Here is a 24,722-nt window from a genome sequence, read left to right on the forward strand (position 1 = left end):
AGCCCCGCAGCGAGCACGACGAGCCCCACCAGCGTGGATACGCTGCCACTTGCCAGAACGCGGTCATAGACCTGAAGCATGAACAGCGGCGAGATGAGCGCAAGCACGTTGACCACGCCGCTGATCAACACAATGCCCCAAATCGCGGAAGTCAGAGGGAAGGGTCTCAAAGCTGAATCCTTTAAGGAATGGTTGTCACGTAAGTCTCCGGAGGCTGGCGACCCAGCTCCCTATATTGCTCCCCGACCGGCAACCGACTGCATCCGCTCGCTGGTTCAGGATCAGTGCTCCCGCCGAATATGTTTGGTCCTGGCATTTAATGGAGCGGGTCAACAACACCGTCCGGCTGAAGGTTTGGAAGGGATTCATCGTGGTCGGCCGCAAGGGCCCGAACAGGCTTCCGCTCCACACCTTCAGGCGCGTTCATATTCGTCATCGGACAATTGCAGAAATCGATTGCTTGGATAGGCACACATTTACGAAATGGATTCACTCTCGTTCGCTTCGCCCTTCTGCTGAGCAGTTGCGGGGTCGCAGGCGGCGGGGGATCGCCATCCATGCCTCCTCTCATAGTCGAGGGGGGGGCAGTTTCTCAATTTGGGGACAACTGAGACGTCCGGTGCTCTTAGGCAGAGGAATCATACGAGATCCCTCCTGCAACATCATTTCCCGCATCCACAGGCTTGCCGGATCACTATTGTGGAGCGCAGGCCATTGAACGGCCTCCGTGAATGCGGGAGGAAGTGGCGGCGGAAGTTTGACAATCCGCAGGGGTGTTGTTTTTGCGAAATGCTGCGCCAGCCGTAAGGGCATGGTCCCGATGCGGCTGGTGCCTGATACAACGGGCGGGATCAGGCTAAAGCCGTGTACGACAACTTCGATACGTCTCTCGAAACCGTGCTCGAGCAAATACCATTCCTCCATGGAGAGCTGCCGGGTGTCCCCGAATTTGAACACAACCTGCCCCATCGATAAGTATCGCTCCAATGTAAGTGGCTCTGACAGCTGCTTGTTCGTGCCGCAGCCTACGCACACGAGCATATCTTCGAACAGGGCTGCGCGAGGATGTTTCGACATGAATACTTCCGGCATGATCAGAAAATCAACGTCGCCGCGCCGGAGAAGCTCCTCGGGGTCGTCGGAAATAGGGAGACATTCAAAGCGGACGGCGGGAGCTTCCCGCGCAGCACGTTCTACGATCTTCTTAAAAAATACGAGCGTGATGTAATCGGAAAGGATAATCCGGAAGCGACGATCCGATTGGGCTGGGTTGAAGGCGTCCCAGGAAATAATCGATAGCTGGATGTGCAGCAATGCCTCCCTGACTGCTGGGGCGAGCCCCTCAGCGCGAGGTGTCAAAATGAGCTCGCGGCCGCTCATCGTAAATAGCTCATCGCTGAAATAGGCGCGTAACCGAGCAACGGCGGCGCTCATTGCCGGCTGGCTCAGGTTAATACTGCGGGCCGCCGCGGTGACTTTACGTTCCCTGACCAGAGCGTCCAACACAACGAGGAGATTCAGATCGAGTCCCTTAAAACGCATGTCTTGATCTAGGCGGCGTGTGAATGGGTTGCGACCAAACATTCAATTCGAATGGTGAGTAGCGTCAACGCATCAGCCTTCGACGAAAAAGAGCAATCGAAAAGAAGAAGGGCAAAACTGTGTATATGCAAAGCGCGCCGATATGCAGGCCCATTTTGTCAATCGGACGGCCAAGCATCGCTGGACGAATGAGGTCGATTGCATGTGCGAGCGGTAATAAGGAGGCAGCATACTGAAAAGCGCCGGGCAATTGGTTGATCGGAAACATCGCGCCGCAAAGGAACAGCATGGGTGTAATAACAAGCGTATTATAAAATATGAAATATTCATAACTGGGCGCAAGCGCCGTGACGACCATCGCTAGACTCGCGAAGGCGAGGCCATTGAGAGCGATGACTGGCAGCAAGCAGAGGATGGATGGCCACGATGCGTAGCCGAGCGTGGTGGCAACAATAGTGATTGCTGTGCCCGCCATGAGGGCCTTCGTGGCTGCCCACGCCAATTCGCCGAATAAGATATCGCCGAGCGTCAGCTGAGTGCATAGCATTCCTTCCCAGGTGCGCTGGTCGCCCATGCGGCCGAAACTCCCGTAGACCGTTTCAGCGGTCGCCGATGCCATCACGCTTGTGGCAACCATGCCAGCCGCGAGAAACGCAATGTACGAAGTGCCCTCAACAGGACCTATCATTGTTCCGATGCCAAAGCCGAGACCGAACAGATAGATCATCGGATCGGCGAGGTTGCCGAGAACCGATGCAAGCCCGATTTTCTTCCATCCAAGATAGTTGCGGCGCCAAACCGCGACCCAATTCCACGCATTGGCGGGCATGCCCGCCGCATAACGTTCGCCCATTGTTCAGTCCTCCATCTCGCGCCCGGTTAACCGCAAAAACACATCCTCGAGATTGGGGGGACGCTGCAGAAGGCGTAGACCCGTGCGCCCGCGTAGCTGCGCCAGCACCTGCTCCGGATCGGGTGCATAGCAAAAAAGCGTCTCACCGCTCACCTCGATGCGCTGTGCGTACGGCCGGATCAGCGCACCCAGTTCATGCGGATTGCCGCCGTAGACCTCGACCACGTCACAGCCGATCTGCTCGTCAATGAGTTCGGACGGGCGACCTTCGGCGATCTTGCGCCCCTCCTCCATAACGCACAGCCGATCGCACAGCCGCTCGGCCTCTTCCATGAAATGGGTAGTCAAAAGAATAGTCTTGCCCCGCGCCAGCAGCGATCGCAGCCGATCCCAGATCAGGTGGCGGGCCTGCGGATCGAGGCCGGTGGTCGGCTCGTCCATCACCAGCAAGTGCGGGTCATTGATGAGCGCACGCGCGAGCGTCAGGCGCCGCTTCATGCCGCCGGACAGTTCGGCGACGCGCGCATCCGCTTTGTTCTCGAGGCGGGCGAACTCAAGCAGCGATGGTATGACCGCATCGATCTGGCGTCTGCTCATCCGGAAGTAGCGCCCGAACACCAGCAGGTTCTCGCGTACAGTGAACGCGGCATCAAGATTGTCGAACTGCGGGACCACGCCGATGCGCATACGCGCCAAACGCGCGCGCGCCGGCACTGGAGCGCCGAGCACAGTAATCTTCCCCGCATCAGGCGATGTCATGCCGAGGACCATACGCGCAATCGTGCTTTTGCCCGCGCCGTTCGGTCCCAAGAGCCCGAAGCATTCCCCCGCCGCAACGCGGAACGACAGCCTGTCGACAACGAGCTTGTCATAAGTTTTGCTTACGTCAGTAAGGTCGATCGCTATCATGGACATGGGTTCATTTTACCGAGAGGGACGACAAAACTGGCGGTTGCTTGGTTCCCTGCCGACCTGAAACTGTGACTCGTCTTCGCCATCCCCGCCGTCGATAACGAACTGATCGACATCACAAGGATCTAGCCGCTGCTCAGCTAAAGCGGCGACAATTGCGTCGAGATTATCGATGGATTGGTAACGCGGATCGTTGTGCCGCTTTTCCTGGTCATCGCAGAAGACGAGCCGTCCATCCTCGACCAGGGCGATCGCCCCATCATGGGTCAGCTTGGTACCACAGATGCGCATAGTGTCTCCACGTTAACGGCGATAGATTCGAGATTCATCAGGAAGCGGAAATCGGGTTCCGGAAACGGACGAGCAAGCAGTCTTCGTTGACGGACTCGCCCCGACACTCAAGCCGCTCTACCTCGATCAACGTTTCGTTCAGCATGGCGATGACCGGCTCAGCACCAGCGGCGTGACCCCAGCGACGGCAATTAGCATCCCTTGCCGATCCGAAGATCAGATGCCCGCCTGGCGCAAGCACCCGCACCAGGTTTTTGACGGCCGCGCGCATCTCGGCTATGTCTCCGAGGTAGTAGAGGACCTCCGCCACAACGATCACGTCAAACAACTCGTCGGTCGAAAACTGTTGAACATCGCAGACTATCCAGTTGATGCGCGACGGCTCCTTTATCCGTTGACGTGCTCGAGCAATCGCTTGCGCCACGACATCGATGACGGTGAGCCCTTGGCAGTAGGGGACTAGTTTTTCCGTGAATGCGCCGGCAGCGCACCCGACTTCGAGGGCATTTGTAATGGAGCCTTGGGCAAGCGCCAGCTGGAGGATTTGCGTGTGGCGCTTCCGCTCGAATGGATTGCCGTCGAGGCGCCACGGATCGTCGGCGGCCAATTCCCGATCAAGCAACTGATGATTCACGTTCTGGGTCAAACTCGTGCACCTCTCGTCCGTTAGGTATTTGCGGTCAGTCGTCGCCGCAAATGTTGTCAGACAGGACTAATTCCGAAGAATCCCGCGCAAGATTGAGCCTGCGAAGCGGAGCCGAATGGGGCGAGAGTTCTGCCCTGCTGGAACCAGTGATCGGAGCTTGGGTGGGGGCCTGTTTTCCCCCAGTGTTCGATGTAGCGACAGCAGAGCTTCGCGACAGCCAATCGCTATTGCTCAAGGTACACAGCGCGTAGGCCTTCAACGGAAGCAAGAGAAAGACGTTGATGAACGTGTGCAGCGAAAAGCCAAGAAATCGAAATTGTCGAGCACGAAATGCTACCACGCTGCATCGGAGCATGGTCATGGACACAATCATCAGTCCTGTCCACCAAGGCACAGTGCCTGTCAGTGCGAAATGTGCGAGGCCCGTTAATACCGATAGGGCGAGGAGTAGCGCGCCGAGATTCTGTCCGACCACGTCCAACGTGAGATAGCTATTTAGGCTAGGCAGCAAGCGCAGCCCAAGCAGCGTGTCCCGGAATGTGCTTCGTGCCCAACGGAGTTGTTGGCGCAGATACGGTCCGAGTCTGTTCGGAACGACTGTGGCCGCGATGGCGCTCGGAACGTATTCGGTTCGAAAGCCTGCTTTCAGCATCAGGATAGTAAGATGGCGATCCTCACCGAAGTCGCTTGGCTTGCCCCGAAAAAATTGCGACTCGTACTGGTCCAGTAACAAAAGGAGCGCAGACCGGCGGTACATGGCACATGGGCCGCAACAGCACATAACGGCACCGAAGCGAGCCTGTGCCGCGCGCTCCTCGTTGCAAGCCAGCCAGTACTCCATGTCTATCAGCCTGGTCAGCCAACTCTCGGTTCGGTTACTGGCCGTCAACTGACCCATGACTGCGCCGACCGCTGAATCTCGCATCTTCGGTACAAGCTTGGAAATGACGTCGGGCGCGAGTACCGTGTCTGAATCAACGTTAAGCACCAGATCCCCTGATGAGCGTCGTATCGCGGCGATCTGCGCCTTGCGCTTTCCAACATTCTCGGGAAGCAAAATGATGTCGAACCTGGGGTCGCGCGCGTAGTCTTCGTGGACAGTTCCTAAGGCTTCGCGATTTCCAGAACCGTCATCAACCAAATAGACCCGAAGTCTTCCGGCGTATTCTTGGTCTGCAATGGAAGCCAGGCACTCTGAAAGCGTGCGCGGATCCTCGTTGAAGCAGGGGACGATGACATCGACGCTGGGCAGTTTGTCGGAGCCGGCGAGAACCTCCAACGCCGACGAATCCTTTGTCGGCATAGCATAAAGCCCTTGCATGCTCTTATAGGCAGTCGAGAGCAGTGCATAAAGCGAAATGGCCACAGTGCTGGTTGTACCAAGAAGAGTCATGGGATCTCGTTGTTCAGTGATGTTGAGGAAGTGAGCGGATTACAAATCCGCGCTCACGCAGTGCTGGAATCAGCCGGGACAGCGCCGTGACCGTCTGGTCGCGCATGCCGGCGTGAGCGCCCTGGCTCAACTCGCCGGGAGGGCATCCGTCGTGCAAGAGTACAATTGCGCCCGGCCGGACGGAGGCGAGCACTTTATCGAGAATCGCCTCGACTCCAGGGCGAGACCAATCTCGAGGGTCGACGGACCAATGAAGGGCCGCCAGCCCGGCGATCTGTGATGCTGTGCAGACTTCTTCGCTCCAGGCGCCGTAGGGCGCGCGAACAAAGCGGACCGAGGCCTGCGGGCACGCTCTCATGATGGCGTCGTTCGCTTCAAAGACCTCACGTTGCACTTCGCCGAAACCGCATTGGTACAGATCCGGATGAGACATCGTGTGGTTGCCTACCTCGTGCCCTTCTGCGATCATCCGTTGGATTAGATATGGGTGCTCTAAGGCGTAGGCGCCGATGACGAAGAAAGTCGCCGGCACCCGCTGCTCTGCCAGCACGTCGAGAATCTCCGGTGTGAAAAGTGGATTGGGACCGTCGTCAAAGGTCAGATAAACGCTTCGACGGCCGGTGCCGTCAGAGCACTCACGGCGCACTTCGTACAAGCAATCGGACCGGCTCATAGCTCTGGTCCGTTCCGATCTATCATCGTGCCCGTGGGCCATTCGCTGATCGGCCGTCCAACTGGCAGAACAATTGTGAGTGCGTCATCGATGCGTGTGGGCGGCAGGTCGAGGCGGGCCTCTGGTCGGGTGGAGCGCACGCGAATTCCCGACAAAACGGCCATAGGGCTGTATCGCCGTCCAAACCTCTCAACATGATTCCGCAGCGCGTCCCTGACCGTTCCGAAAGCGAATGGAACGCCAAGCTCCTGCAGTATTGGAAGCATGACATGGATTGAATGGGCGATTCCCAGACCCTCAAGGTCCGGACGTACCCCGTACAGGCCCAGTTCAGCCACCAACAGGTCGACCGCGTCGACCTTGATGAAACGGCGCAGTATGCCCATGTGAGCCGCTACACCGCTTGAATCATAGGCGATTACGCGGAGTTCAGGCCTGGCTCCGGCCCAGCTTCGACTACCTTCGAACGGTTCTGCGTTGGACGCCCCAGTCGGCCCGTACGTATCACGAAAGAACTCGGCGAGCTTAACGTGATCGGAGAGCTGCAACTCGTTTTCCCAGCACAACTTCCACTGCACCTGATGGCGCATTCAGGACCTCTCTTCATATTGGTTTTTGCGGCCGCATTACTCGACCAAAGCGGCGTTGTTGGCTGCACTCAGCCGTTGTCGTTGGCGAAGGTGAGCCAGACACTCTCTCGAGTTCCGGCCCGTGTCGTCGATTTGAGCTTGACGTCGCTCACTTTCCGTTCCTCTAATGCATGGCTCGTAAATTCGTAAAATTGATTGTTTGAATGATACGCATCCACACGTTGGATAGAACATGACATGCGTTTTAAAGGGCTGGATCTAAATCTCCTCGTTGTGCTGGACGCTCTGATGAGGGAGCGTAAAGTCACTGCCGCGGCTCGCAGTATCAACCTGAGCCAGCCGGCCATGAGCGCCGCCGTTGCTCGGCTACGCGCCTATTTCAACGATGAGCTATTTACGATGAACGGCCGCGAGCTCATTTTGACGCCGCGCGCCGACGGGCTCGCCCCAGCAGTCCGGGACGCATTGCTGCACATCCAGCTATCGATTATTTCCCCCGACGCCTTCAACCCGGCCCAATCGGATCGTCTCTTCCGAATCATGCTTTCCGATTACATCACGCTCGTATTTTTTAGGAAGATAGTAGAGCGCGCTGCGCGGGAAGCTCCCGCCGTTCGCTTTGAATGTCTGCCTATTTGCGACGACCCCGAGGAGCTTCTCCGGCGCGGCGACGTTGATTTTCTGATTATGCCGGAAGTGTTCATGTCGAAACATCCTCGCGCAGCCCTGTTCGAAGATAAGCTCGTAGGCGTAGGCTGCGGCACGAACAAGCAGCTGTCGGAGCCACTTACATTCGAGCGATACTTGTGCATGGGGCATGTTGTGCTCAAATTCAGGCACACCCGGCAGCCCACCATGGAGGAATGGTATTTGCTCGAGCACGGTTTCGAGAGACGTATCGAAGTTGTCGTACAGGGCTTTAGCCTGATCCCGCCCGTCCTGTCAGGCACCAGCCGCATCGGGACTATGCCCTTACGGCTGGCGCAGCATTTCGCAAAAACAACACCCCTGCGGATTGTCCAACTTCCGCCGCCACTTCCTCCTCCTGCATTCACGGAAGCCGTCCAATGGCCTGAGCTTCACAATAGTGATCCGGCAAGCATGTGGATGCGGGAAATGATGTTGCAGGAGGCATCTCGCCTGGCGCCTTTGCCTGAAATCATTGAGCGTCTCGGGCACGCCGATCCGACCTTTCGTTTCTTGGTACCGACTGCCACCTCGAAATCGCGTGCGAAGTCCCGGAAGATGTTGAGCCCCACTTAATCACCGCCTGTAAGACAGGCTGATCAGCATGTTCGACAAGCGCCGGCGCGGCGCGTGTTACCTACGTTCTGGGGCTGATCTCAGGCGAGTTGCTCGTCGAGGATGTGTGGCAGAGTGATGCCAGCTGCCTTGATTGCCCGCTTTGGCCGTAGGTGGTGACGACGCGAGCATTCTTTTCGATGGCGGCTTCTGGAGGCGGACGCGATCGCGTAGGAGCGGTTGCCCTTCGGGCGTCGGGCCTTTGGCCCGGCAGAGCGGCGCAGTTCCTTGCTAAGTGCGAGGGGCCGGAACGAGCAGAACACACGCCCGGGCTGCTACTGAATTGACTGCCGCCTCGATTTGCGTGCGAAGTCCCAGAAGATGGTTAGCCCGGTTAAATTCCTACCTTGCCGGCTGTGCCGCGGCTTTTCACGTGCAGCCAGGCGAGGAGATGGCGGTCGACGAGGTCGACCCCAAATGGACTGTGCTGGCCTCGCTCGGCTCTTGCCGTGCGGGATCATTGACCACACCCCCTGCACGAGAACGTGGGGCATGTTGGCAAGTGAAGCCGGTGGAGGTTGACCCTGCGGATCTAGGCAATCTACCTCGCGCTTCCGCCTTCATATATTTTCCGGCAGATGGATGTCGAACGGCAGAAATGTCTGTCCGGGTGTTTCAGCGGTGCCGGTCTCGATAGCCCGTGTCATCAGCGTTATCAGCTCCTGGCAAAGCCGGCGCATTGGCGTGGCGACCGCCATCGTGACGATGTTATCTGCAAGCGCTGCCCGAGACTCAGGTGTGATTTCATTCACGATCGCGACGAGATCCCGACTTTTGCCCTCTTCTCGGAGCGCGGAGATCGCGCCCTCCATGCCGCCGCCGGCGACATAGAAGCCGACGAGCTCGGGCTCCCGCTGCATGAGATCAAGCGTTGCCTCGTAGGTGATCTGCCGCTTCTCGAGGTTCATGACCGGATCCAGCACCTCGAACGTGGGCGCGTTCTCACGGCAATAGGAGCGAAAGCCGACGTCACGGAGCTCGTGCCCCTGGAAACGATGGCTGCCGACAAACACCGCCACTTTGCCGGGCCGTTTTGCGACCTTGGACACCATCCAAGCGGCCGTGCGCCCCACCTTGCGGTTGTTGAGGCCGATATACCCCTGTCGCACGCCGGCGGCGAAGTCGGAAAGCAGCGAGAAAACCGGAATGCCCTTGGCCTTGAGGTCCTCAACCGCTGCTGTGATTTTCGGGTGGTCCGGTGCCACCATCGCGATTGCATGGCAGCGTGCGCCCAACTCCTTGAGCGGCGCGATCAGGTCGCTCGGCATATGTGACGGGGCGAATTCGACGAGCGGAATGCCGTGGAAGGACTGGGCCAAATTGACCGATGCTTCGACCTCGCGCGCAAAATCTTGGTAGAAATGCTGGGCCGGTTTTCTCAAGATGAAGCCCAGACGGTAGTGCGGTAGGTCTCGCCGCAACCGCTGCTTGATTAGCCCGGCAGCATGATAGCCGATCGCCTGGGCGGCGTCGTGGACCCGCCGCGCGGTCTCCTCGCGCACCGGATGGCGGGCGTTCAGAACCCGATCGATCGTTGCTACGCTGACTCGGGCTTCGCGGGCGAGATCGGCAATTGTGGGGCGCTTGGTCATAGGTCCTATTCTGATTGGTTTTTGACGCGGGCCGGCTCTCTGTCCGCCTAACGCGTTTCGGTTTCGGGTGGCAAAGTGAAGACGTCCCCATACGAATGGGCACAGCGTGTTGGACGAACATCATTGCAGACGTAAACCGGCCGGGTATACTGAAAGGCTCATTCGCTTAAAGGGCGGTGACGATTTGCACTCACACATTTAGCGCTTCTGATACATGGTCCGTGAGGAGCCGTTTAGAGGCTGCGGGTCGGTCGTTCAGTTATGTGACCAGCTAAGCGACTTCACAGGTCGTGGGCCGCCCACCTTACTTGCAGGAGGGTAGCCGGTTTGATGCCTCGGTAAGCTGATGACCGCTGAAGGCAGCTTTCATCTGTGCTCGGTCCAACTCTCCTTCCCAGCGTGCGACGACGAGGGATGCCACTGCGTTGCCGACGCAATTCGTCAGCGCCCGGCATTCGGACATGAATCGGTCGATGCCGAGTATCAGTGCCATCCCAGCAACGGGAACACTCGGAACTACCGCGAGCGTAGCCGCCAGGGTGATGAAGCCCGCACCTGTCACACCTGCAGCGCCCTTGGAGGAAAGCATTGCTACGAGCAGCAGCAGCACCTGATCGCCGATGGACAGATCCGTGTTCGTCGCCTGTGCGATGAAGAGAGCCGCTAGCGTCATGTAGATATTCGTGCCGTCCAGATTGAACGAATATCCGGCCGGGATGACGAGACCCACAACCGAACGCCTGGCGCCCGCCTTTTCCATTTTCTCCATCAGCGACGGGAGCGCCGCCTCCGAGGAGGACGTTGCGAGGACAAGCAGCAGCTCTTCCTTGATGTAACGAATGAGAGAACAAATCGAAAAGCCGTTGTAACGGCAGACTGCGCCGAGAACCCCGAACACGAAGAGGAAGGCGGTGAAATAGAACGTCGCGACCAGCATCGCGAGGTTGACTACCGAACCGATGCCATATCTGCCGATGGTGAAGGCCATCGCGCCAAAAGCGCCGATCGGCGCGGCCTTCATCAGAATTCCGACGAGCTTGAAGACAGGCACAATGAGCGCCTGGAGGAAGGAAACGACAGGCTTGCCCGTCTCTCCGGCCATCGCAAGCGCCATGCCGAACAGAACCGAGAAGAACAGCACCTGCAGGATGTCGCCTTCCGCGAAGGCACCGACGATCGTTGGCGGGATAATGTTCATCAGGAAGCCGGTGACCGACTGCGCTTTGGCTTTTGCGGCATAGGTATTCACGGCCTGGACATCGAGCGAGGCCGGATCGATGTTCAGGCCGTCGCCAGGCTGGACGACATTGGCGACGATGAGGCCGACGATCAGCGCGAGCGTTGAGAAGGTGAGGAAATAAACCATTGCCTTGCCGGCGACCCGGCCGACCTTATGAAGATCGTTCATGCCGGCAATGCCGGTCGCAATTGTCAGGAAGATGACAGGCGCGATGATCATCTTGACCAGCTTGATGAAGGCATCACCCAGCGGCTTCAGGCTCTCGCCGGTCTCCGGATAAAAATAGCCAATTGCGACGCCGAGCGCGATGGCGGCAAGCACCTGGGCGTAGAGCTTGGTGTAGAAGGGTTTGCGGGGCGCGGGACTCGCGCCGCGGACTTGTGCAGCTGACACTGTTTCTCTCTCCCTGACCGGATCGAGGTGGCGTGACTTCTCCCGGGCTTCTCCCTATCGCGGCGCTCCGGTCGAACGCTGCACCAACGCCGCCGCAATACCCATGCCAGATGAATCCGATCACCTGAACTGATGTGGGCTCGCCAATGATGGAGGAATGCGGTGTCAGACCAGCGGGCAAGGCCGCGGTCCCAACGCCCTTGATGGTCTGTGGCAGAGTGCTGCCGGTCGATCCCTCTGGCTAGCGGTTTTGCTGCACAGAGCGTGGTGGGTTCCTCGTTAGCCGGCTTTGGACCGGGCCCCATCGTTGGCGCCAGCGGGTACCAATAAGTCGCCTGTTCAAGGCCGTCCAGATGACAGGCTAACTTACCCCTTTTCGGAAGCGCTCGTTTCTAGACAGCCTACGACCATGCAGCCACTGCAATCACAGAATAAATTCGGACGGCCTTTTGGACGACCCATTTTGCAAATCAACGCCCGCAGCACGGGCAGCCGTTTTCAAGCGGTCGCATCGTAATCTGTTCAGACTTTTCGATACGCTCATTGAGTGTGCCGATTTCGGCCCCAGGCCGGTGATGGTGCTGACCACGACGATGCGATTCAGAAGTTGCGAGCACCGCCTACGAAGTCGTACTCGACGCCAGCTTCGCGCCTTCACACGCGACATCGCCGCCGCCTGATCAACTCGAGAAAGATGGCGCTTGCGGCAACGGACCAGTGCCGTTGGCTGTTATTATCGCTCCCGCCCCTCCTTCGCGGGCGCTGGTGAATGGCACGGCCCCGCATTTACACACCGCGCGGTCAGCCGCTCGGGCAAGGCATGGCCGGCCCAGGTATTTCTGCTTCAACGCAAAGATAGAACTGATGAATCCTATCATAAGCCGCGAGGTTTCCTTTCACAGATGAAAGAAAGCTCGATTGACTATGCCGCCTCGCTCCAGTCTTTTGAAAACAACGTGTGTTTGCCCGGGGCAAGCCAATAACATGGCCAAGCCTCGTGAGGGAGTAGCCAAGCGATGCGTCAGGGCTAGACCCGCTTTGCACTCGACCACACGGCGGCGGCACGAGTTCACGTCGGAGCATTTTCGCCCGTGCCCGCGACGTCGCGGGCGCACATGCCGCCAGCCTAGATTTGATGGCGCGAGATCGAGGATCACATGCACCACAACATTAGCAAGTCAGAACAGAATGCCCGCGACTGCGGCATATCGCTGCCGAATGCGATAAAGGGTTGTCCAAAGCCCGACACGAATCCTGCGAATGTGGCATTGCACGAGCGCGCGCTAACCGGCATCTTCGAAATATCGAAAGTACTCGCCGATGCCGCCCGGCTCGAACTCAAGTTGGCCAAGGTAGTCGATCTCCTGCACTCGTTTGTGCAGATGCGGCACGGCATCATCGCTCTCTGCGATGCCGAGGGCGGACTGGACATCACAGTGGCCAGCGGCTGCGGCACGAACGGCAATGAGCCCTCCCGCTCGCGCCTGCCGCGCAACGCCATCGACCAGATTGTGACGACCGACACGCCGCTTGTCGCCGACGACATAGTGATGCATCCGACCTTCACTGCCGCTGATATCGAGGTGCTTGGGGCCTCCGACACCGTGTCGTTCATCGGCGTTCCCATTCGTGTTGATGGGAACGCCATAGGCGCGCTGACTTTGGACCGGGTTTTGGAAAGCAGGTCAAGCTATCGGCTCGACGATGATGTCCGGCTGCTTACCATGATTGCCAACATGGTGGGACAGACAGTCAAGTTGCATCGCTTCTCCGCGGTCGACCGCGAGCGAACGCCGGAGCTGGAACATCGGCTGCAAACGAAATTTTCTGATGTTAAGCACCCTGCACCCCGGCGCAAAAAGGTCCACGTCGAGGGGATGATTGGTGACAGTCCGGCTATAAGCGCCCTGCTGGAGAAGATCGCGGTCGTAGCGAAGGCAAAAACCACAGTTCTGTTGCGAGGTGAGTCCGGTACCGGGAAGGAGCTGGCTGCCAAGGCAATTCACGAGTTGTCGCCGCGCGCCAAGCGGCCCTTCGTTAAACTCAATTGTGCAGCGCTCCCAGAGACAGTCCTGGAATCCGAATTGTTCGGTCATGAGAAGGGTGCCTTCACAAGCGCATTCAATTCCCGCAAGGGGCGTTTTGAGCTCGCTGACAAGGGGACGTTGTTTCTGGATGAGATCGGCGAGATCTCGGCCTCGTTCCAGGCAAAGCTACTGCGCGTGCTGCAGGAGCAGGAGTTTGAGCGCGTCGGCAGCAATCAGACCATCAAGGTCGATGTTCGCGTGATTGCCGCCACGAACAGGAACCTGGAAGAGGCGGTTGCAAGGAATGAGTTCCGCGCCGACCTATACTACCGCATCAACGTGGTTCCCTTGCTGGTACCAGCATTGCGCCAAAGGCGCAGCGATATTCCGCTCCTCGCAGCTGAGTTTCTCAAGAAGTTCAACGACGAGAACGGCTGTACGCTCACCTTCGATCCGCGTGCGATTGAAGTGCTGATGAAATGTGAGTTTCCCGGCAACATTCGCGAGCTTGAAAATTGCGTGCACCGGACAGCGATCCTGGCCGAGGGACTGTCAATCGGGAGAAACGACTTTGCCTGCTCCCAAGGCCAATGCTTTGCCGAGGCGCTGTGGAAGTGCAGATCGGGCAAGGCCGCGCTGCAACCACCGCCGATCCTGTCGGAGTCAGCGAATTTGGCCACGCCGCCGGACGCGGCCGCCAGTTCGGCCGCGACTAACCCACTTGCCGGCGCATCCCACCCAATTGGCGCGAGGACGCCCGATATAGAGCGCGTCATTGCTGCCATGGAAAGATGTGGCTGGGTGCAGGCAAAGGCAGCGCGCTTGCTTGGGCTGACCCCGCGCCAGATTGGCTACGTGCTGAGGAAATACGGCGTCGAGATCAAGCGTCTTTGAAAGCATGACCCTGGGCATGAGCTGAGCAGCTTAGCGCCTTGGCGCCGCGCAGCGATGCAGATCCGCGTGCGCGTCAACTCGATTCGACCGAGGACAGCTGGCTGAATTCCCATGTCAGCCGGCGCTGCGACCATTGTGTGAAAGGCAACCCTGCCATCGTCCAATCCCGTCCGCCATGTTGCTCTCGTTGCGAGCTCATGCGGATGCCCCTGTGTGACTGAAACGGAGTTAAATATGTCCGACGCAAAACTGCAAACTGTGCTTTCGGCTCTTTCGCAAGTGACACGACAGTTGGATGCTCTGCCGTCCAACGGACCAGCGCCGGACGCAAATTTTATCAAGCTGAATACGAATGAGAACCCGTTTCCGTTGCCGCCAATCATAATGCAAAGTGCAGTGGCGGCCCTCAAGCGCCAGTATCTATATCCGGATGACGATAACTTCAGACTGAGGGAAGCAGCGTCCAGCGCCTATGGCGTTTCCAGGGATCAGGTCATCGCTGGCAACGGGTCGTCTGAACTGCTCGGACTGATCTACAGAGCTTTCCTCGCACCCGGCGACAAGGTTGCGATGATGTCGCCAGGGTTTTCGTTCAACCGCAAACTTGCCATGCTCGAGGGCGCTGAGTTCCTCGAAATCGGATGTCAAGCTCATTCCCTGCCAATGGAGCAATTGCTTTCTGGTCCGGCAAAAGACGCCAAGTTTATTATGTTGGCCAATCCAAACAATCCGACCGGAACATTCCTCCCGATAAGCGATATCGAACGCCTCGTAGCACAATCGGACCGCTTGATTGTCCTCGATGAGGCCTACGTCGACTTTGCACCCGATCACGGACTGCGCCTCATCAACCGGTATTCGAACCTTCTGGTCTTGAGGTCATTCTCGAAAAGCTATGCCGCCGCCGGCATTCGCGTCGGTTTCGGTTTCGGTCACCCTGAAATTATTGGAAGGCTGCGAAACATCCAGAACGTCTTCAACATGAACGTGATCGGGCATGCCGTTGGTATCAGCGTGCTTGAACATCGCGGCGCCTACGCAGACAACCACAAGCACATCAAGGATGAACGAGAGCGAGTGACAGTTGCACTATCGCAACTCGGATTTTCCGTAACACCCTCCCGCGCAAATTTCTTGCTGGCCCGTGTGCCCGCGGGACAGGACGGCTCATGGTGGCAAGCAGCATTGGAGAGGCAAAAGATACTTGTCGCGTTTTTTCCGGACAAAGGCTTGGAACACTGTATCCGCGTCAGCATCGGCACAAAAGAGCAGATGGATGAATTTCTTGCTGCCGCTGGCGACATTGCTGGAAGCTTAACGGTGCCAAGCTCCAGAGGCAGGGAAGCGTCAGGCTCTGCTTCTTCGTTACGCTGACGCTAATCGGCGATCACACACATCTCTTCCGACTTGCTGGTGATCCCAGCAAGAAAACAGCCTGCTTTTAAAATCGGGGACTTAAAGAGTGACAAACGTCTTTCCTTCAAACCTGGCTTTCGGCATCTTCGATCATTTGGATGAGGATGGCCGCGATATAGGCCGGCAGTACGAAGATCGCCTGATATTAGCAGAGGCGTGCGATCAGCTAGGGTTCTATGCCTATCATCTCGCAGAACACCACTGTACTCCCCATGGGAGAGGCCCATCGCCGAATCTGTTCTTATCGAGCGTCGCCCAGCGCACCCGGCGCTTGCGTCTCGGACCCTTGGTGATGCTGCTTGCGCTTTATCATCCGCTGCGTGCGTTCGAAGAGATCTGTATGCTGGACCAGTTGAGCGGTGGCAGGCTCGAACTGGGCATAGGGCGCGGTGCTCTCCCGACCGAATTGGGCTACTTCGGGATTGGTGCGGACGCGGTGCCGGGCCGTTATGCCGAAGCCAGCGAAATTCTTATGCAAATACTTGTGAATTCGAGGGAGGTCGGCACGCTATGCTATCAAGGCCGCCATTTTGATCTCAATGACGTTCCTTTGACGCTGAGACCTCATCAGCGTCCACATCCGCCCACATGGGTCGCTGCCAATCGACCCGAGTCCACAGCTTGGGCCGCTGCGAATGGAACAAATATCGCGTGTGTAGGACCTTCCTCTTCTGTTCGCAAAACTACTGATGCGTTCCGCGCCTATCGAGAGGACAACGCAGGCGGGGGGGATCAAGGGAGATTTGTCGGATTGCTCCGCATGGTCGTGATTGGGCGTTGTGACACACATGCCTATTCGCTCGCGGCACCTGCTTACGCACGCTGGCTCAAGAGCTTCCAATTCCTTTACGAGCTTAACGCTATCCCCACTCCACCAAACTTGCCGCTAACCTTCGATGCGGCAGTCGAGAGTGAATTGTGCGTGGTAGGATCAGCAGAGTCTGTGCGAAAAGCTCTGCTAGATCAGTTGGAAGAGGCAGGTGCCAACTACCTGCTTTGTCAAATGGCATTTGGAAATCTGCCGCTAGATGCTTCCCTTTACACCGCGAGGACCATTCAGTCCGAAATCATGGCTCGACTTGGCTGACCATGTGCTCGAGCTTGCACGTGGTGGGGCGGGCAATCGGGAGGAGGCCAAACTGACGACGAGCAGGCGGCACAGAATACCAGCTTGTGCGTTGGCTGGCGTCTGGGCCATCGTGTGAACATGCACGATCCTAAGGAGAGGGTAGCCGAGCGCGTCACGATGCCGGCACGCGTCTGCTCGTCGCGCTGGCGCTAGTCGTTGCCCATAGCCAGCCGCAGGAGGTTCTTCTCGCCCGGGGCGGCGTCGGTGCGGCGCCCACTAATCCAGCTTCATCAGCGGCCCGTCGGTGGCAAAGCCGTCACTCGCTACGGCGCTATTGAGGGCGCGCTCGCGAGCGGCTTTGCGACGCCCAGCCAACACCTCCAGCGAGCTCGCCCGATGATGGTGGTGCACCGCGGTCGGATACGATGCTGGAGGAAATCGTTCGCAGCCGGTCTTCACGAATTGCGAGGAGTGCTCGTTCTTGAGTGCTGGCTGCTGGCCGGATGCGGTGGCCTGAGTGGTCTGCCGACACGCCCGAAAGTCAACGCCACTACCACAAGGCCGCCAAGATGTCAGGTCTGAGAGCCAGCTTGGACGGTGGTATCGTGTTCGGGAAGGTCGTCGAAGGAGGCGTAGTTGAGATAGTAGAGTTTGGAATACAGGCCGCCCATGGCTATTAACTCATCGTGGTTGCCAGTCGCAATAACTTGGCCATTCTGAAGCACGATGATGCGGTCGGCCCCCCGGACCGTGGCGAGACGGTGGGCGATGACGAGGCCAGTCCGCCCTTCAAGCAGCTTGATCAGAGCCTTCTGAATCTGCAATTCCGTGTAGCTGTCGATATTGGCGGTAGCTTCGTCGAGCACGAGGATCTTGGCGTCAGCGACGAGGGCGCGGGCGAAACTGATAAGCTGGCGCTGGCCGAGAGATAAGTTGTCGCCGCGTTCGCCAAGTTGGGTCTCATACCCGTCGGCGAGGCTCATGACGAAGTCATGCGCGCCGACAGCCTTGGCCGCCTCGATCACCTTGTCGCGCGTGGCTTCCGTCTTCTGGTATCGAATGTTCTCGAAGACCGTCCCGGTGAACAGGAATGGCTCCTGCAGCACCATGGCGACCTGGCGGCCGAGCGATTCCTGGGTGAGGTCGCGTACATCATGTCCGCCGACCAGCACCTGACCCTGCTGAACATCATAGAAGCGGTGGACCAGGGCCATCGCACTCGATTTGCCAGAACCGCTCGGTCCGACTAGTGCGACCGTCTCGCCCGGATTGACCTTGAACGAGACATTTTTCAGAACCGAACGGTTCGGATCGTAGCCGAAGGTGACGTCCCTAAACTCGACCGAGCCGTCCATTTCGGGCGAAAGCACCTCGGCATTGGGTTTGTCCTTAACATCGATCTTGACGTCGAGCACATCCGTCAGGCGCTTGCCTGAGGCCATGGCGCGCTGCATGACCGAATATTGCAGGGTGAGTGAGCGGATCGGGTCAAAGAAGCGCTGGATGTAAAATAGGTAGGCTACCAACACGCCCACATCTATACGGCTATTCATGACCATCGAGCCGCCGACCACAATAACGGCGGCCAAGGCGAGGCCGGTGATGCCATCGACGATGGGCACCATGACCAGTGCATATCTGGCAGCGATCAGGTGGGTCCTGAGGTTGGCATGGGCCCGATCGTCAAAAAGACTGAAATTCACCTGCTGGCGGTCCATTGACTGTATGGTCCGCACGCCGTGAATGGCTTCGGCCAGCGCGCCATTGACGACGGAATTGGTTTCGTGTGCAGCCATGAAGGCGTCGCGGGCACGCGGCAACCAGACAATGCGGACGATCACCAGGATCGGCAGAACCGATAGCGTCAGGAGGCCGAGGCGAAAGTCGAGCCACAGCATTACGAAAACGATGCCGAAGAGAAGCGCAACATCGCCTAGGGAATATACCGAGGTTTCCAGGAACTCCTGTATGGAGTTAACGTCGCCTTGCAGGCGCGACATCAGGCGTCCGACCTCGGTCTTGTCCATGAAAGAGAGCGAAACCTTTTGCAGATGGCCAAACATGGCGCGGCGGATGTCGAACAGGACAGTTTCGGCCATTTTCCCATCCAAGGCTTCCTGCATGTAGCCGGCGGCGAAATTGACCAAAATCGCCGAAAGGAACGCGCCGACGGCCGCAAGCTGGGCTGAGCGATCGGGCCTTGCGGGGTTCATGCCGAGGTCGATCGCGTAGCGGATGATCAAGGGGATGAGAAGCTGCGTCCCGGTGAAGATCAGCATCGCGACAATCGTGACAACTACCTTTGCCCGGTAGGGATGGACGAAGCCCCAGATGCGACGGAGGATGCTCTTGTCGAAAGCCCGGCCGAACATCTCCTCCTCGATCCGGTGCGAGCCGACGACCGCGCGCGGAGGGCGTCTCCCGTCGTCAGGTTCGGCTTCGAGTTCGCCGCGGCCCTGGTCCATCAGCGGGCGCCCCCATCCTGGCTAATAATGCTATCACCCGGGCACGTCTGGAGATCGTAAAGGGCCCTGTAGCGTCCCCGCTTCGCCAGAAGCTCTTCATGCGTGCCGCGTTCTACGATTTCGCCGTTATCGACAAAAAGGATTTGATCGGCATGCTTAAGCGCACTCAGCCGGTGCGCGATGATGATCGTCACCCGATCCTTTGCGAAGCGCCGCATCGCCGCGCGAATGCGCAGCTCGGTGCCGGCATCGATCGCGGCCATCGAGTCGTCGAAAATGATGACGGAGGGGCGCAGCATCATGGTGCGAGCAATCGTGAGACGCTGGCGCTGGCCGCCAGAGAGAGAAACGCCGCGTTCGCCCACGACCGTCTCATACCCTGCCGGGAGCCCGAGGATGTAGTCGTGGAGCTGGGCGAATTCTCCAGCGCGTTCAATTCGCTGTCTCTTCGCCCAGGGATCGCCATAAGCGATGTTGTTCTCGATCGTTGTGGTGAATAGGAACGCATCCTGCTGTACAACCGCGACCGCCTTGCGAAGGCTCTCGAGGGTGACATTGCGTATGTCCTGGCCGTCCAACGTGATGGCGCCACCGGTCACGTCGTAAAAGCGGGGGACCAGATGAGCCATCGTCGATTTGCCGGAACCCGGCGGACCGACGATCGCGATCGTCTCGCCTCTCCGGGCCTCAAAGCTGAGGTTCTTCAGAATGGCGCGGTTTTCGGCGTTGGGGTAGGCAAATGAGACATTGTGGAAGCGCAGAGTGCCGTCACTTATCTCAAGCGGTCTGGCCTCGAGAGCATCCCTGATGGTGATCTCCTGATCGAGGAGACCGAAAAGCCGCGAACCGCAGCTAGAAGCGCGGGCAAACGCATTGACCATGAGACCGATCTGGCGGACTGGCATTTGCAGCATGGTCATGAAGGTCAGGAAGGTCGCCATGGTTCCGACGCTGATCTCGCCAGCGACGAGCTTGTTGCCACCGATCCCAAGCACCAATCCCATTGCGAAAAAGTAGGACAAGGTCATCGCCGACGTGTTGGGTACGTAGATGTCAACGAGATCGTTGGCGAGGTCGAGCGCGTTCTTGGAAGCGCCGTCGAACTTCAGCATCTCATAGGATTGAGCCGCAAAAGCGCGGACCACACGGATACCTGCGAGATTTTCCTTCATCACGCGGCTTAGTACCGAAAGGCGCTCATAGAGGTCGAGCCAGGTGGCGCGCAGCCTAAGCTGTGTGGTCGATGAGCGCCAAGCGACAAAAGGCACGAAGCTGAGCGCGGCCAAGCCGAGCACGGGATCGGTCGAGATCATCATGTAAGCGCCAATCCCGATCAGCATCGTCAGCAGGAGCACCCGCATGAGCCCGGTGGAAAAATACATCCGCACGCCTTCGAGATCGAGCATTCCGGCGGTTATCAGATCGCCTGAATGGGCCCGGTCGTGAAAGGAAAAGCTTAGACGCTGGATCTTGTCGTAGTAGGCGAGCCGCAATTCGTACGCGACATGATGCCCGACGGCTTCGGCAAAATAGTTCTGCGCCATCGTGAAAACGCCGCGTAGCGCGCTGACGGCGAGCAGCAGGAGAGCCGGGGCCCAGAGTGCTTGTCCTGCCGCAGCCCCCGCGACACCGCCCCCGATAGCTGTCTGGGTCTGGTCGACAGCCCGGCCGAGAAGCTGGGGAATGAGCAACTGGAGGATTGCCGCCATGATCGTCGAGCCCATAGCGAGGGCGACCTGCCACGGATGGCGCAGATTCATACGCGTGATGCGCAACAGCGTACTCAAATCCCGGCCCCAGCGCGCCGCTTCAACATGGGCCAACGAATTCAGTGCGTTCGTTGCGCCGCTGACAGCTTCACTGTTCACGGGTGTATTCCCGACTGCATTTTGCGCCTTCGAGGAAAGCCGAAGCAGACATCATCAAAGGCATCCGCCATTGTTAATCCCGTCCTCAACCTGCAGCCGTGCCCGTTCCCACAAGCCGAGCCGCCGCTTGACTTAGTGGCATGTCGATCACCGTGATTCCGCTTGCCGCAAGAAAACGCGCTTCGTTTCTGGTCAGGGTTTCCGCGTCCATTACGGTGCAATAGGGACCGCGGGAGCGCTTCATGATCTGTCTGGCGTAGGTGCGCAGCATCTGATCGTTGAAGCGGCAGCCAACGAAGAAAAATCCACGGGTGATGCGCCGTTCCTTCACAGCGTCTGGGATCGGTGTCTGGATATCAATTTCGGACAGGACTTCGACGTAGTCGGAATCTGCGACGAGAAAGTTTTGCGCGGGCGTAATACTCCCGTGAGGTGAATAGAGAACCGTCTTGGCCCCCAATCGGGGGTCGAGCTCCCTCCCGGACAAATCGTAGGTTTTCGTCCAAATGTTGCCGATTTCATTCGCGCGCGTGACGCCTTGTATCTCAACGACGTCCGTTCGGCCGGTCTCTACCAGAGCCGTGCGCATCGCGCTGTCATACCAGCTGTCGATGATGAGGGAGAGTGGCAGCCTTGCGAGCCAGGCGTGGAAGGGGGTCGGCCCCACCGGCGCTGCGAATATGTCGGTCATCCAAGCTTGAAGCGTCCGGCGATGCCGGCGCTGTTCGATGAACTGTGCAACCGACCACATATTGGTGCGGATCCTGGAAGGGGCTGGAGCCCGTGCATTGAGTGCCGCGGCAACAACCTCCGGGGTATGCGGCACAGGCGGTTCCACACAGTTCAACTCAAGAAGACCCGGACCGAGATAGGGGATCACCTCATCGGCGGCGAGCGCTTCCTTCGCCAGGTCAAGCAGCTTTTCAGCAAAACTGTCCCGCACAATGACGAGGTGGCCCCATGTCAGGATCGTGTTCATCTCGTTTCCTCGCGACGCACCTAGGGGCAGCATCAGCCCTCTTCGGAAATCTTCCTTGCCTCGACGGTGATCGGCAGACGCGTATCATGTGGGAGATCGGGTAGGAGGAGCCGCCACCCGTTCCTGAGCGTGACCGTTCCGCCCCACAACTCTTCCTTCTCGAGTTTGATGATCGGCTCTTCGAGGTCCTTTTTGGGGACATACGCTGACAAACCAGCATCGGTCCTGCGGATCATGACTTTCATCTGGCCGTCCCTTCATTGGTATTGCTTTCAGCACTGCAGGGCGCCTCGGCCTCGTCGAGGCTCATCAGTTCACGCGCTCGCATACCGACTACGGTGCCACGGTCGATCCACTCGACCGCATAGATGAAGAACTGCTGGAGAAAGGTGCCAATGTCGCGCACATATCCCTCGTCCCCCTTCCGCACGAGATTTTCGCCGATCTCCCTGCCAGGATAGGTGCCGTCATTCTTTATGTGGCGAGTGGCACGTACCCGCTCTCCCGGCATGAATCGTGGAGGCCTGCGGATTTCGATCTCCTCTTCGCGTCCGAGCGACATGTCCGTTCCCTGATTTCTCTTGCGGCTGAGATTGCGAACAAGGCGTTCCAGGCGTCCTGCGTAGGCAGCCCCCAACCATGTCGGCAGTCCAATGTCCGTTACGCAGGAACGCAGGTCTTCGGCACCGGACATACCGAGGCACATTGCTGCGCATCGAAGACCCCCTCGCATTCGGTGCACTTCTGTGACTCGATCACGTAGCTCTCGCCTTTGAACTTGATCGCGCCGGAAGGACATTCGAATTCGCAGGCGCCGCATTGGGTGCATTGGGATGCGATGATCTTGAAAGCCATTTTAACTCCTGGTCCGAATGAATGAGACAGCTCAGGCCGTCGCCGCGAGTGTGGGGATCCCAGATGCGGCGATGTAAATCGCGCTGATTGCTGTCTCGATATAGTCATGGGCACAGGCGTCGGTGGCTCTGATTCCAGCCTCCGCGAGCTGATCCTGCGGGCAATTTCCAATCTTGGCGCACAGCACGATATCTATGCCTTGAAGCGCTGCGATGACGCCATCGAGGGCGGCTTCTGCGCCCCAGCCGCCAAGGCAATACTTGTCCACCTTCCGATGCCCGACGAAGCTGATCCCTTTCAGCGAGGCTTGATAAACCTGGAATTCCTTCGCATGGCCGAAATGCTCATTGACGCGGCCGCCGCCCTTGGTCGCCACCGCGAAGAGAAGGGACTTGCCGGGGCTCGCTGCCTTGACCAATCCGATCGCTTCTCTCCTAGCCTCGACGTGATCACGGCGCTCCTCCGCGACCAGCTCCCGATAGGCCTTGCGTTTGCTGGCATCGTAGGTGACCTCGCCGGGAATCCGGTCGACTGTGAATTCCTGGCCACGATCTTCTCCGAGCAGGCCCACGGCATCTGCCCGGCACTGCCGGCAGTGGCGCATCAACTGGGCGCCGTTTTCGACACGATCCTGAAGAGCCTTCATCTCCATTGCGTTTGGGCCGCGCTGCCCGCTCAGACCGTAGTGCGTGCCGTGGGCCGGGTCCGAAATCAGCGGCATAAGGTTGTGCAGGAACGCGCCTCGCTCCTTAATCCATCTATTCACCTCGATCAGATGCTCATCATTCACGCCCGGGATCACCACCGAGTTGATTTTGGTGAGGATGCCCCGCGCGGTCAGCATCTCCAGGCCCAACATCTGCCGCTGGTGCAGGATCCGGGTGGCTTCAATGCCGACGTAGCGGCGATGATCGTGAAAGATCCAAGGATAGATCTTTGCACCGACCTCAGGGTCGACCATGTTGATCGTGATCGTCACGTGATCGACATTCATGTCAGCAAGCTCATCGACATGGTCGGGCAGCGCCAGCCCATTCGTGGATATGCAAAACTTGATGTCTGGGATTTCCCTGGCGACCCTGGCGAAGGTCGCCTTCGTCTTCTTCCAGTCGTAGCAGGCGTCGCCCGGTCCGGCGATGCCGAGCACGGAAAGCTGCGGCACCTCATTGGCGACCGCGATCACCTTGCGTAGCGCCTGATCGGGCGTCAGCTTTTCAGAGGCCACCCCAGGCCGGCTTTCGTTGGCGCAGTCATATTTGCGATTGCAGTAGTTGCACTGGATGTTGCAGCCCGGCGCGACCGCGACGTGCATACGCGCGAAATAGTGATGCGCCTCTTCTGAAAAGCAGGGGTGATCCTTGATCTTCTCCCAGACAGCCGGATCCGTGTCGTCGGGCTTTGTCGACGAGCCGCAGGACGAAGACGCGCAGCCCCCAAGTTTCATGGTGCCAAGCAACTGGTCACCGAATGTCGTGCTGAGGCTCTCAAGCGAAATTGCCGGTGCAGACATGAACGGCTCCGTTGCTGCGTGATGTCGCAGTTCAAAGCGCAAGAGCTATGCCAGCCCAAAGAGCTGTTTCGGTTCACGAATAGGCTTCTCGTGTCAGATTCCTTCGGATTGCTCCGACACACCTTTGTCGGGCTTACGACAGTGGACAAGCAAATAGGGTCGCGAGGCTAGCAGCCTCGGGCGCGCAGAGTGTGAGCGAGACCACTCCGGGC

General features: G+C 58.5%; 20 protein-coding genes and 2 pseudogenes. 4 read left to right on the forward strand and 18 right to left on the reverse strand.

Going from position 1 to position 24,722, the window contains the following annotated elements; all coding sequences use genetic code 11:
* Window positions 1-567 precede the first annotated feature (567 nt).
* The 8 genes and pseudogenes from NKJ18_RS27300 to NKJ18_RS27335 all read right to left on the reverse strand — a co-directional run bounded on the left by NKJ18_RS27300 (window position 568) and on the right by NKJ18_RS27335 (window position 6,900).
* Entirely contained in the window at window positions 568-1,542 is a 975-nt protein-coding gene (locus tag NKJ18_RS27300; RefSeq protein WP_023685036.1) for a LysR family transcriptional regulator, read from the reverse strand.
* A gap of 64 nt (window positions 1,543-1,606) precedes the next feature.
* Window positions 1,607-2,395 carry an ABC transporter permease gene (locus tag NKJ18_RS27305; RefSeq protein ID WP_352760711.1) on the reverse strand — a complete coding sequence of 263 codons (789 nt, stop codon included), beginning with the start codon at window positions 2,393-2,395 and terminating at the stop codon, window positions 1,607-1,609.
* A gap of 3 nt (window positions 2,396-2,398) precedes the next feature.
* Window positions 2,399-3,310 carry a nodulation factor ABC transporter ATP-binding protein NodI gene (nodI, locus tag NKJ18_RS27310; RefSeq protein WP_023685034.1) on the reverse strand — a complete coding sequence of 304 codons (912 nt, stop codon included), beginning with the start codon at window positions 3,308-3,310 and terminating at the stop codon, window positions 2,399-2,401.
* 54 nt (window positions 3,311-3,364) lie between these two features.
* Window positions 3,365-3,598: pseudogene (locus tag NKJ18_RS27315) on the reverse strand (carbamoyltransferase N-terminal domain-containing protein); the annotation flags it as partial.
* 37 nt (window positions 3,599-3,635) lie between these two features.
* Window positions 3,636-4,244 carry a nodulation methyltransferase NodS gene (nodS, locus tag NKJ18_RS27320; protein ID WP_502906181.1) on the reverse strand — a complete coding sequence of 203 codons (609 nt, stop codon included), beginning with the start codon at window positions 4,242-4,244 and terminating at the stop codon, window positions 3,636-3,638.
* A gap of 34 nt (window positions 4,245-4,278) precedes the next feature.
* Entirely contained in the window at window positions 4,279-5,637 is a 1,359-nt protein-coding gene (nodC, locus tag NKJ18_RS27325; protein ID WP_023750024.1) for a chitooligosaccharide synthase NodC, read from the reverse strand.
* A gap of 13 nt (window positions 5,638-5,650) precedes the next feature.
* Window positions 5,651-6,310, reverse strand: a complete 660-nt coding sequence (nodB, locus tag NKJ18_RS27330; protein ID WP_023724589.1) for a chitooligosaccharide deacetylase NodB — start codon at window positions 6,308-6,310, stop codon at window positions 5,651-5,653.
* Window positions 6,307-6,900: a NodA family N-acyltransferase gene (locus NKJ18_RS27335; RefSeq protein ID WP_023694280.1), complete on the reverse strand. Its 594-nt coding sequence runs from the start codon at window positions 6,898-6,900 to the stop codon at window positions 6,307-6,309. The genes nodB and NKJ18_RS27335 overlap by 4 nt, the downstream gene beginning before the upstream one ends.
* A 237-nt stretch (window positions 6,901-7,137) precedes the next feature.
* On the opposite strand from NKJ18_RS27335, the gene NKJ18_RS27340 reads away from it, so the two are divergent.
* The gene (locus NKJ18_RS27340) at window positions 7,138-8,163 is read left to right on the forward strand and encodes a LysR family transcriptional regulator (RefSeq protein WP_023712679.1); all 1,026 of its coding nucleotides are present in this window, start codon (window positions 7,138-7,140) and stop codon (window positions 8,161-8,163) included.
* 80 nt (window positions 8,164-8,243) lie between these two features.
* Here the strand turns inward: NKJ18_RS27340 and NKJ18_RS33060 are convergent.
* The 3 genes and pseudogenes from NKJ18_RS33060 to NKJ18_RS27350 form a co-directional block, all read right to left on the reverse strand.
* Window positions 8,244-8,471, reverse strand: a pseudogene (locus NKJ18_RS33060) (IS1634 family transposase); the annotation flags it as partial.
* A gap of 291 nt (window positions 8,472-8,762) precedes the next feature.
* A complete protein-coding gene (locus NKJ18_RS27345) occupies window positions 8,763-9,794 on the reverse strand; it encodes a LacI family DNA-binding transcriptional regulator (RefSeq protein WP_023672231.1) in 1,032 nt (343 codons plus the stop codon).
* Window positions 9,795-10,098: 304 nt separating this feature from the next.
* Window positions 10,099-11,427: a dicarboxylate/amino acid:cation symporter gene (locus NKJ18_RS27350; RefSeq protein WP_023706359.1), complete on the reverse strand. Its 1,329-nt coding sequence runs from the start codon at window positions 11,425-11,427 to the stop codon at window positions 10,099-10,101.
* Window positions 11,428-12,584: 1,157 nt separating this feature from the next.
* Between NKJ18_RS27350 and nifA the strand changes: the two genes are divergently transcribed.
* From nifA to NKJ18_RS27365, 3 genes are all read left to right on the forward strand, one after another.
* Window positions 12,585-14,348 (forward strand): nif-specific transcriptional activator NifA, encoded by a 1,764-nt coding sequence (nifA, locus tag NKJ18_RS27355; RefSeq protein WP_352760714.1) that lies wholly within the window; start codon window positions 12,585-12,587, stop codon window positions 14,346-14,348.
* Between the two features lie 234 nt (window positions 14,349-14,582).
* A complete protein-coding gene (hisC, locus tag NKJ18_RS27360; RefSeq protein ID WP_031197237.1) occupies window positions 14,583-15,722 on the forward strand; it encodes a histidinol-phosphate transaminase in 1,140 nt (379 codons plus the stop codon).
* An 88-nt stretch (window positions 15,723-15,810) separates the two neighbouring features.
* Window positions 15,811-16,851: an LLM class flavin-dependent oxidoreductase gene (locus NKJ18_RS27365; RefSeq protein WP_031194208.1), complete on the forward strand. Its 1,041-nt coding sequence runs from the start codon at window positions 15,811-15,813 to the stop codon at window positions 16,849-16,851.
* Between the two features lie 554 nt (window positions 16,852-17,405).
* Here NKJ18_RS27365 and NKJ18_RS27370 read toward each other — a convergent pair.
* From NKJ18_RS27370 to nifB, 7 genes are all read right to left on the reverse strand, one after another.
* Window positions 17,406-19,298 (reverse strand): ABC transporter ATP-binding protein, encoded by a 1,893-nt coding sequence (locus NKJ18_RS27370; RefSeq protein WP_023727113.1) that lies wholly within the window; start codon window positions 19,296-19,298, stop codon window positions 17,406-17,408.
* The gene (locus tag NKJ18_RS27375) at window positions 19,298-21,166 is read right to left on the reverse strand and encodes an ABC transporter ATP-binding protein (RefSeq protein ID WP_023712675.1); all 1,869 of its coding nucleotides are present in this window, start codon (window positions 21,164-21,166) and stop codon (window positions 19,298-19,300) included. The genes NKJ18_RS27370 and NKJ18_RS27375 overlap by 1 nt, the downstream gene beginning before the upstream one ends.
* An 85-nt stretch (window positions 21,167-21,251) precedes the next feature.
* Window positions 21,252-22,145, reverse strand: coding sequence for an SIR2 family NAD-dependent protein deacylase (locus NKJ18_RS27380; RefSeq protein WP_031197236.1), 894 nt, complete (start codon window positions 22,143-22,145; stop codon window positions 21,252-21,254).
* 32 nt (window positions 22,146-22,177) lie between these two features.
* Window positions 22,178-22,390: a putative nitrogen fixation protein NifT gene (nifT, locus tag NKJ18_RS27385; RefSeq protein ID WP_023672220.1), complete on the reverse strand. Its 213-nt coding sequence runs from the start codon at window positions 22,388-22,390 to the stop codon at window positions 22,178-22,180.
* Window positions 22,387-22,707 carry a nitrogen fixation protein NifZ gene (locus NKJ18_RS27390; RefSeq protein WP_023672219.1) on the reverse strand — a complete coding sequence of 107 codons (321 nt, stop codon included), beginning with the start codon at window positions 22,705-22,707 and terminating at the stop codon, window positions 22,387-22,389. Before NKJ18_RS27390 ends, nifT begins: the two co-directional genes overlap by 4 nt.
* 98 nt (window positions 22,708-22,805) lie before the next feature.
* Window positions 22,806-23,000: a 4Fe-4S dicluster domain-containing protein gene (locus NKJ18_RS27395; protein WP_023672218.1), complete on the reverse strand. Its 195-nt coding sequence runs from the start codon at window positions 22,998-23,000 to the stop codon at window positions 22,806-22,808.
* A gap of 31 nt (window positions 23,001-23,031) precedes the next feature.
* Window positions 23,032-24,510 carry a nitrogenase cofactor biosynthesis protein NifB gene (gene nifB / locus NKJ18_RS27400; protein WP_352656557.1) on the reverse strand — a complete coding sequence of 493 codons (1,479 nt, stop codon included), beginning with the start codon at window positions 24,508-24,510 and terminating at the stop codon, window positions 23,032-23,034.
* Between the last annotated feature and the right edge of the window lie 212 nt (window positions 24,511-24,722).

It is taken from the genome of Mesorhizobium sp. M0217 (genome assembly GCF_040321955.1).
Taxonomy (GTDB): Bacteria; Pseudomonadota; Alphaproteobacteria; order Rhizobiales; family Rhizobiaceae; genus Mesorhizobium.

Excerpts from the sequence above, each read along its gene's own strand:
- NKJ18_RS27300 (WP_023685036.1), bottom strand. The coding sequence starts at position 1,542 with ATGCGTTTTAAGGGACTCGATCTGAATCTCCTCGTTGTGTTGGACGCT.
- NKJ18_RS27305 (WP_352760711.1), bottom strand. The coding sequence starts at position 2,395 with ATGGGCGAACGTTATGCGGCGGGCATGCCCGCCAATGCGTGGAATTGG.
- nodI (WP_023685034.1), bottom strand. The coding sequence starts at position 3,310 with ATGTCCATGATAGCGATCGACCTTACTGACGTAAGCAAAACTTATGAC.
- nodC (WP_023750024.1), bottom strand. The coding sequence starts at position 5,637 with ATGACTCTTCTTGGTACAACCAGCACTGTGGCCATTTCGCTTTATGCA.
- nodB (WP_023724589.1), bottom strand. The coding sequence starts at position 6,310 with ATGAGCCGGTCCGATTGCTTGTACGAAGTGCGCCGTGAGTGCTCTGAC.
- NKJ18_RS27335 (WP_023694280.1), bottom strand. The coding sequence starts at position 6,900 with ATGCGCCATCAGGTGCAGTGGAAGTTGTGCTGGGAAAACGAGTTGCAG.
- NKJ18_RS27340 (WP_023712679.1), top strand. The coding sequence starts at position 7,138 with ATGCGTTTTAAAGGGCTGGATCTAAATCTCCTCGTTGTGCTGGACGCT.
- NKJ18_RS27345 (WP_023672231.1), bottom strand. The coding sequence starts at position 9,794 with ATGACCAAGCGCCCCACAATTGCCGATCTCGCCCGCGAAGCCCGAGTC.
- nifA (WP_352760714.1), top strand. The coding sequence starts at position 12,585 with ATGCACCACAACATTAGCAAGTCAGAACAGAATGCCCGCGACTGCGGC.
- hisC (WP_031197237.1), top strand. The coding sequence starts at position 14,583 with ATGTCCGACGCAAAACTGCAAACTGTGCTTTCGGCTCTTTCGCAAGTG.
- NKJ18_RS27370 (WP_023727113.1), bottom strand. The coding sequence starts at position 19,298 with ATGGACCAGGGCCGCGGCGAACTCGAAGCCGAACCTGACGACGGGAGA.
- NKJ18_RS27380 (WP_031197236.1), bottom strand. The coding sequence starts at position 22,145 with ATGAACACGATCCTGACATGGGGCCACCTCGTCATTGTGCGGGACAGT.
- nifT (WP_023672220.1), bottom strand. The coding sequence starts at position 22,390 with ATGAAAGTCATGATCCGCAGGACCGATGCTGGTTTGTCAGCGTATGTC.
- NKJ18_RS27390 (WP_023672219.1), bottom strand. The coding sequence starts at position 22,707 with ATGTCGCTCGGACGCGAAGAGGAGATCGAAATCCGCAGGCCTCCACGA.
- NKJ18_RS27395 (WP_023672218.1), bottom strand. The coding sequence starts at position 23,000 with ATGGCTTTCAAGATCATCGCATCCCAATGCACCCAATGCGGCGCCTGC.
- nifB (WP_352656557.1), bottom strand. The coding sequence starts at position 24,510 with ATGTCTGCACCGGCAATTTCGCTTGAGAGCCTCAGCACGACATTCGGT.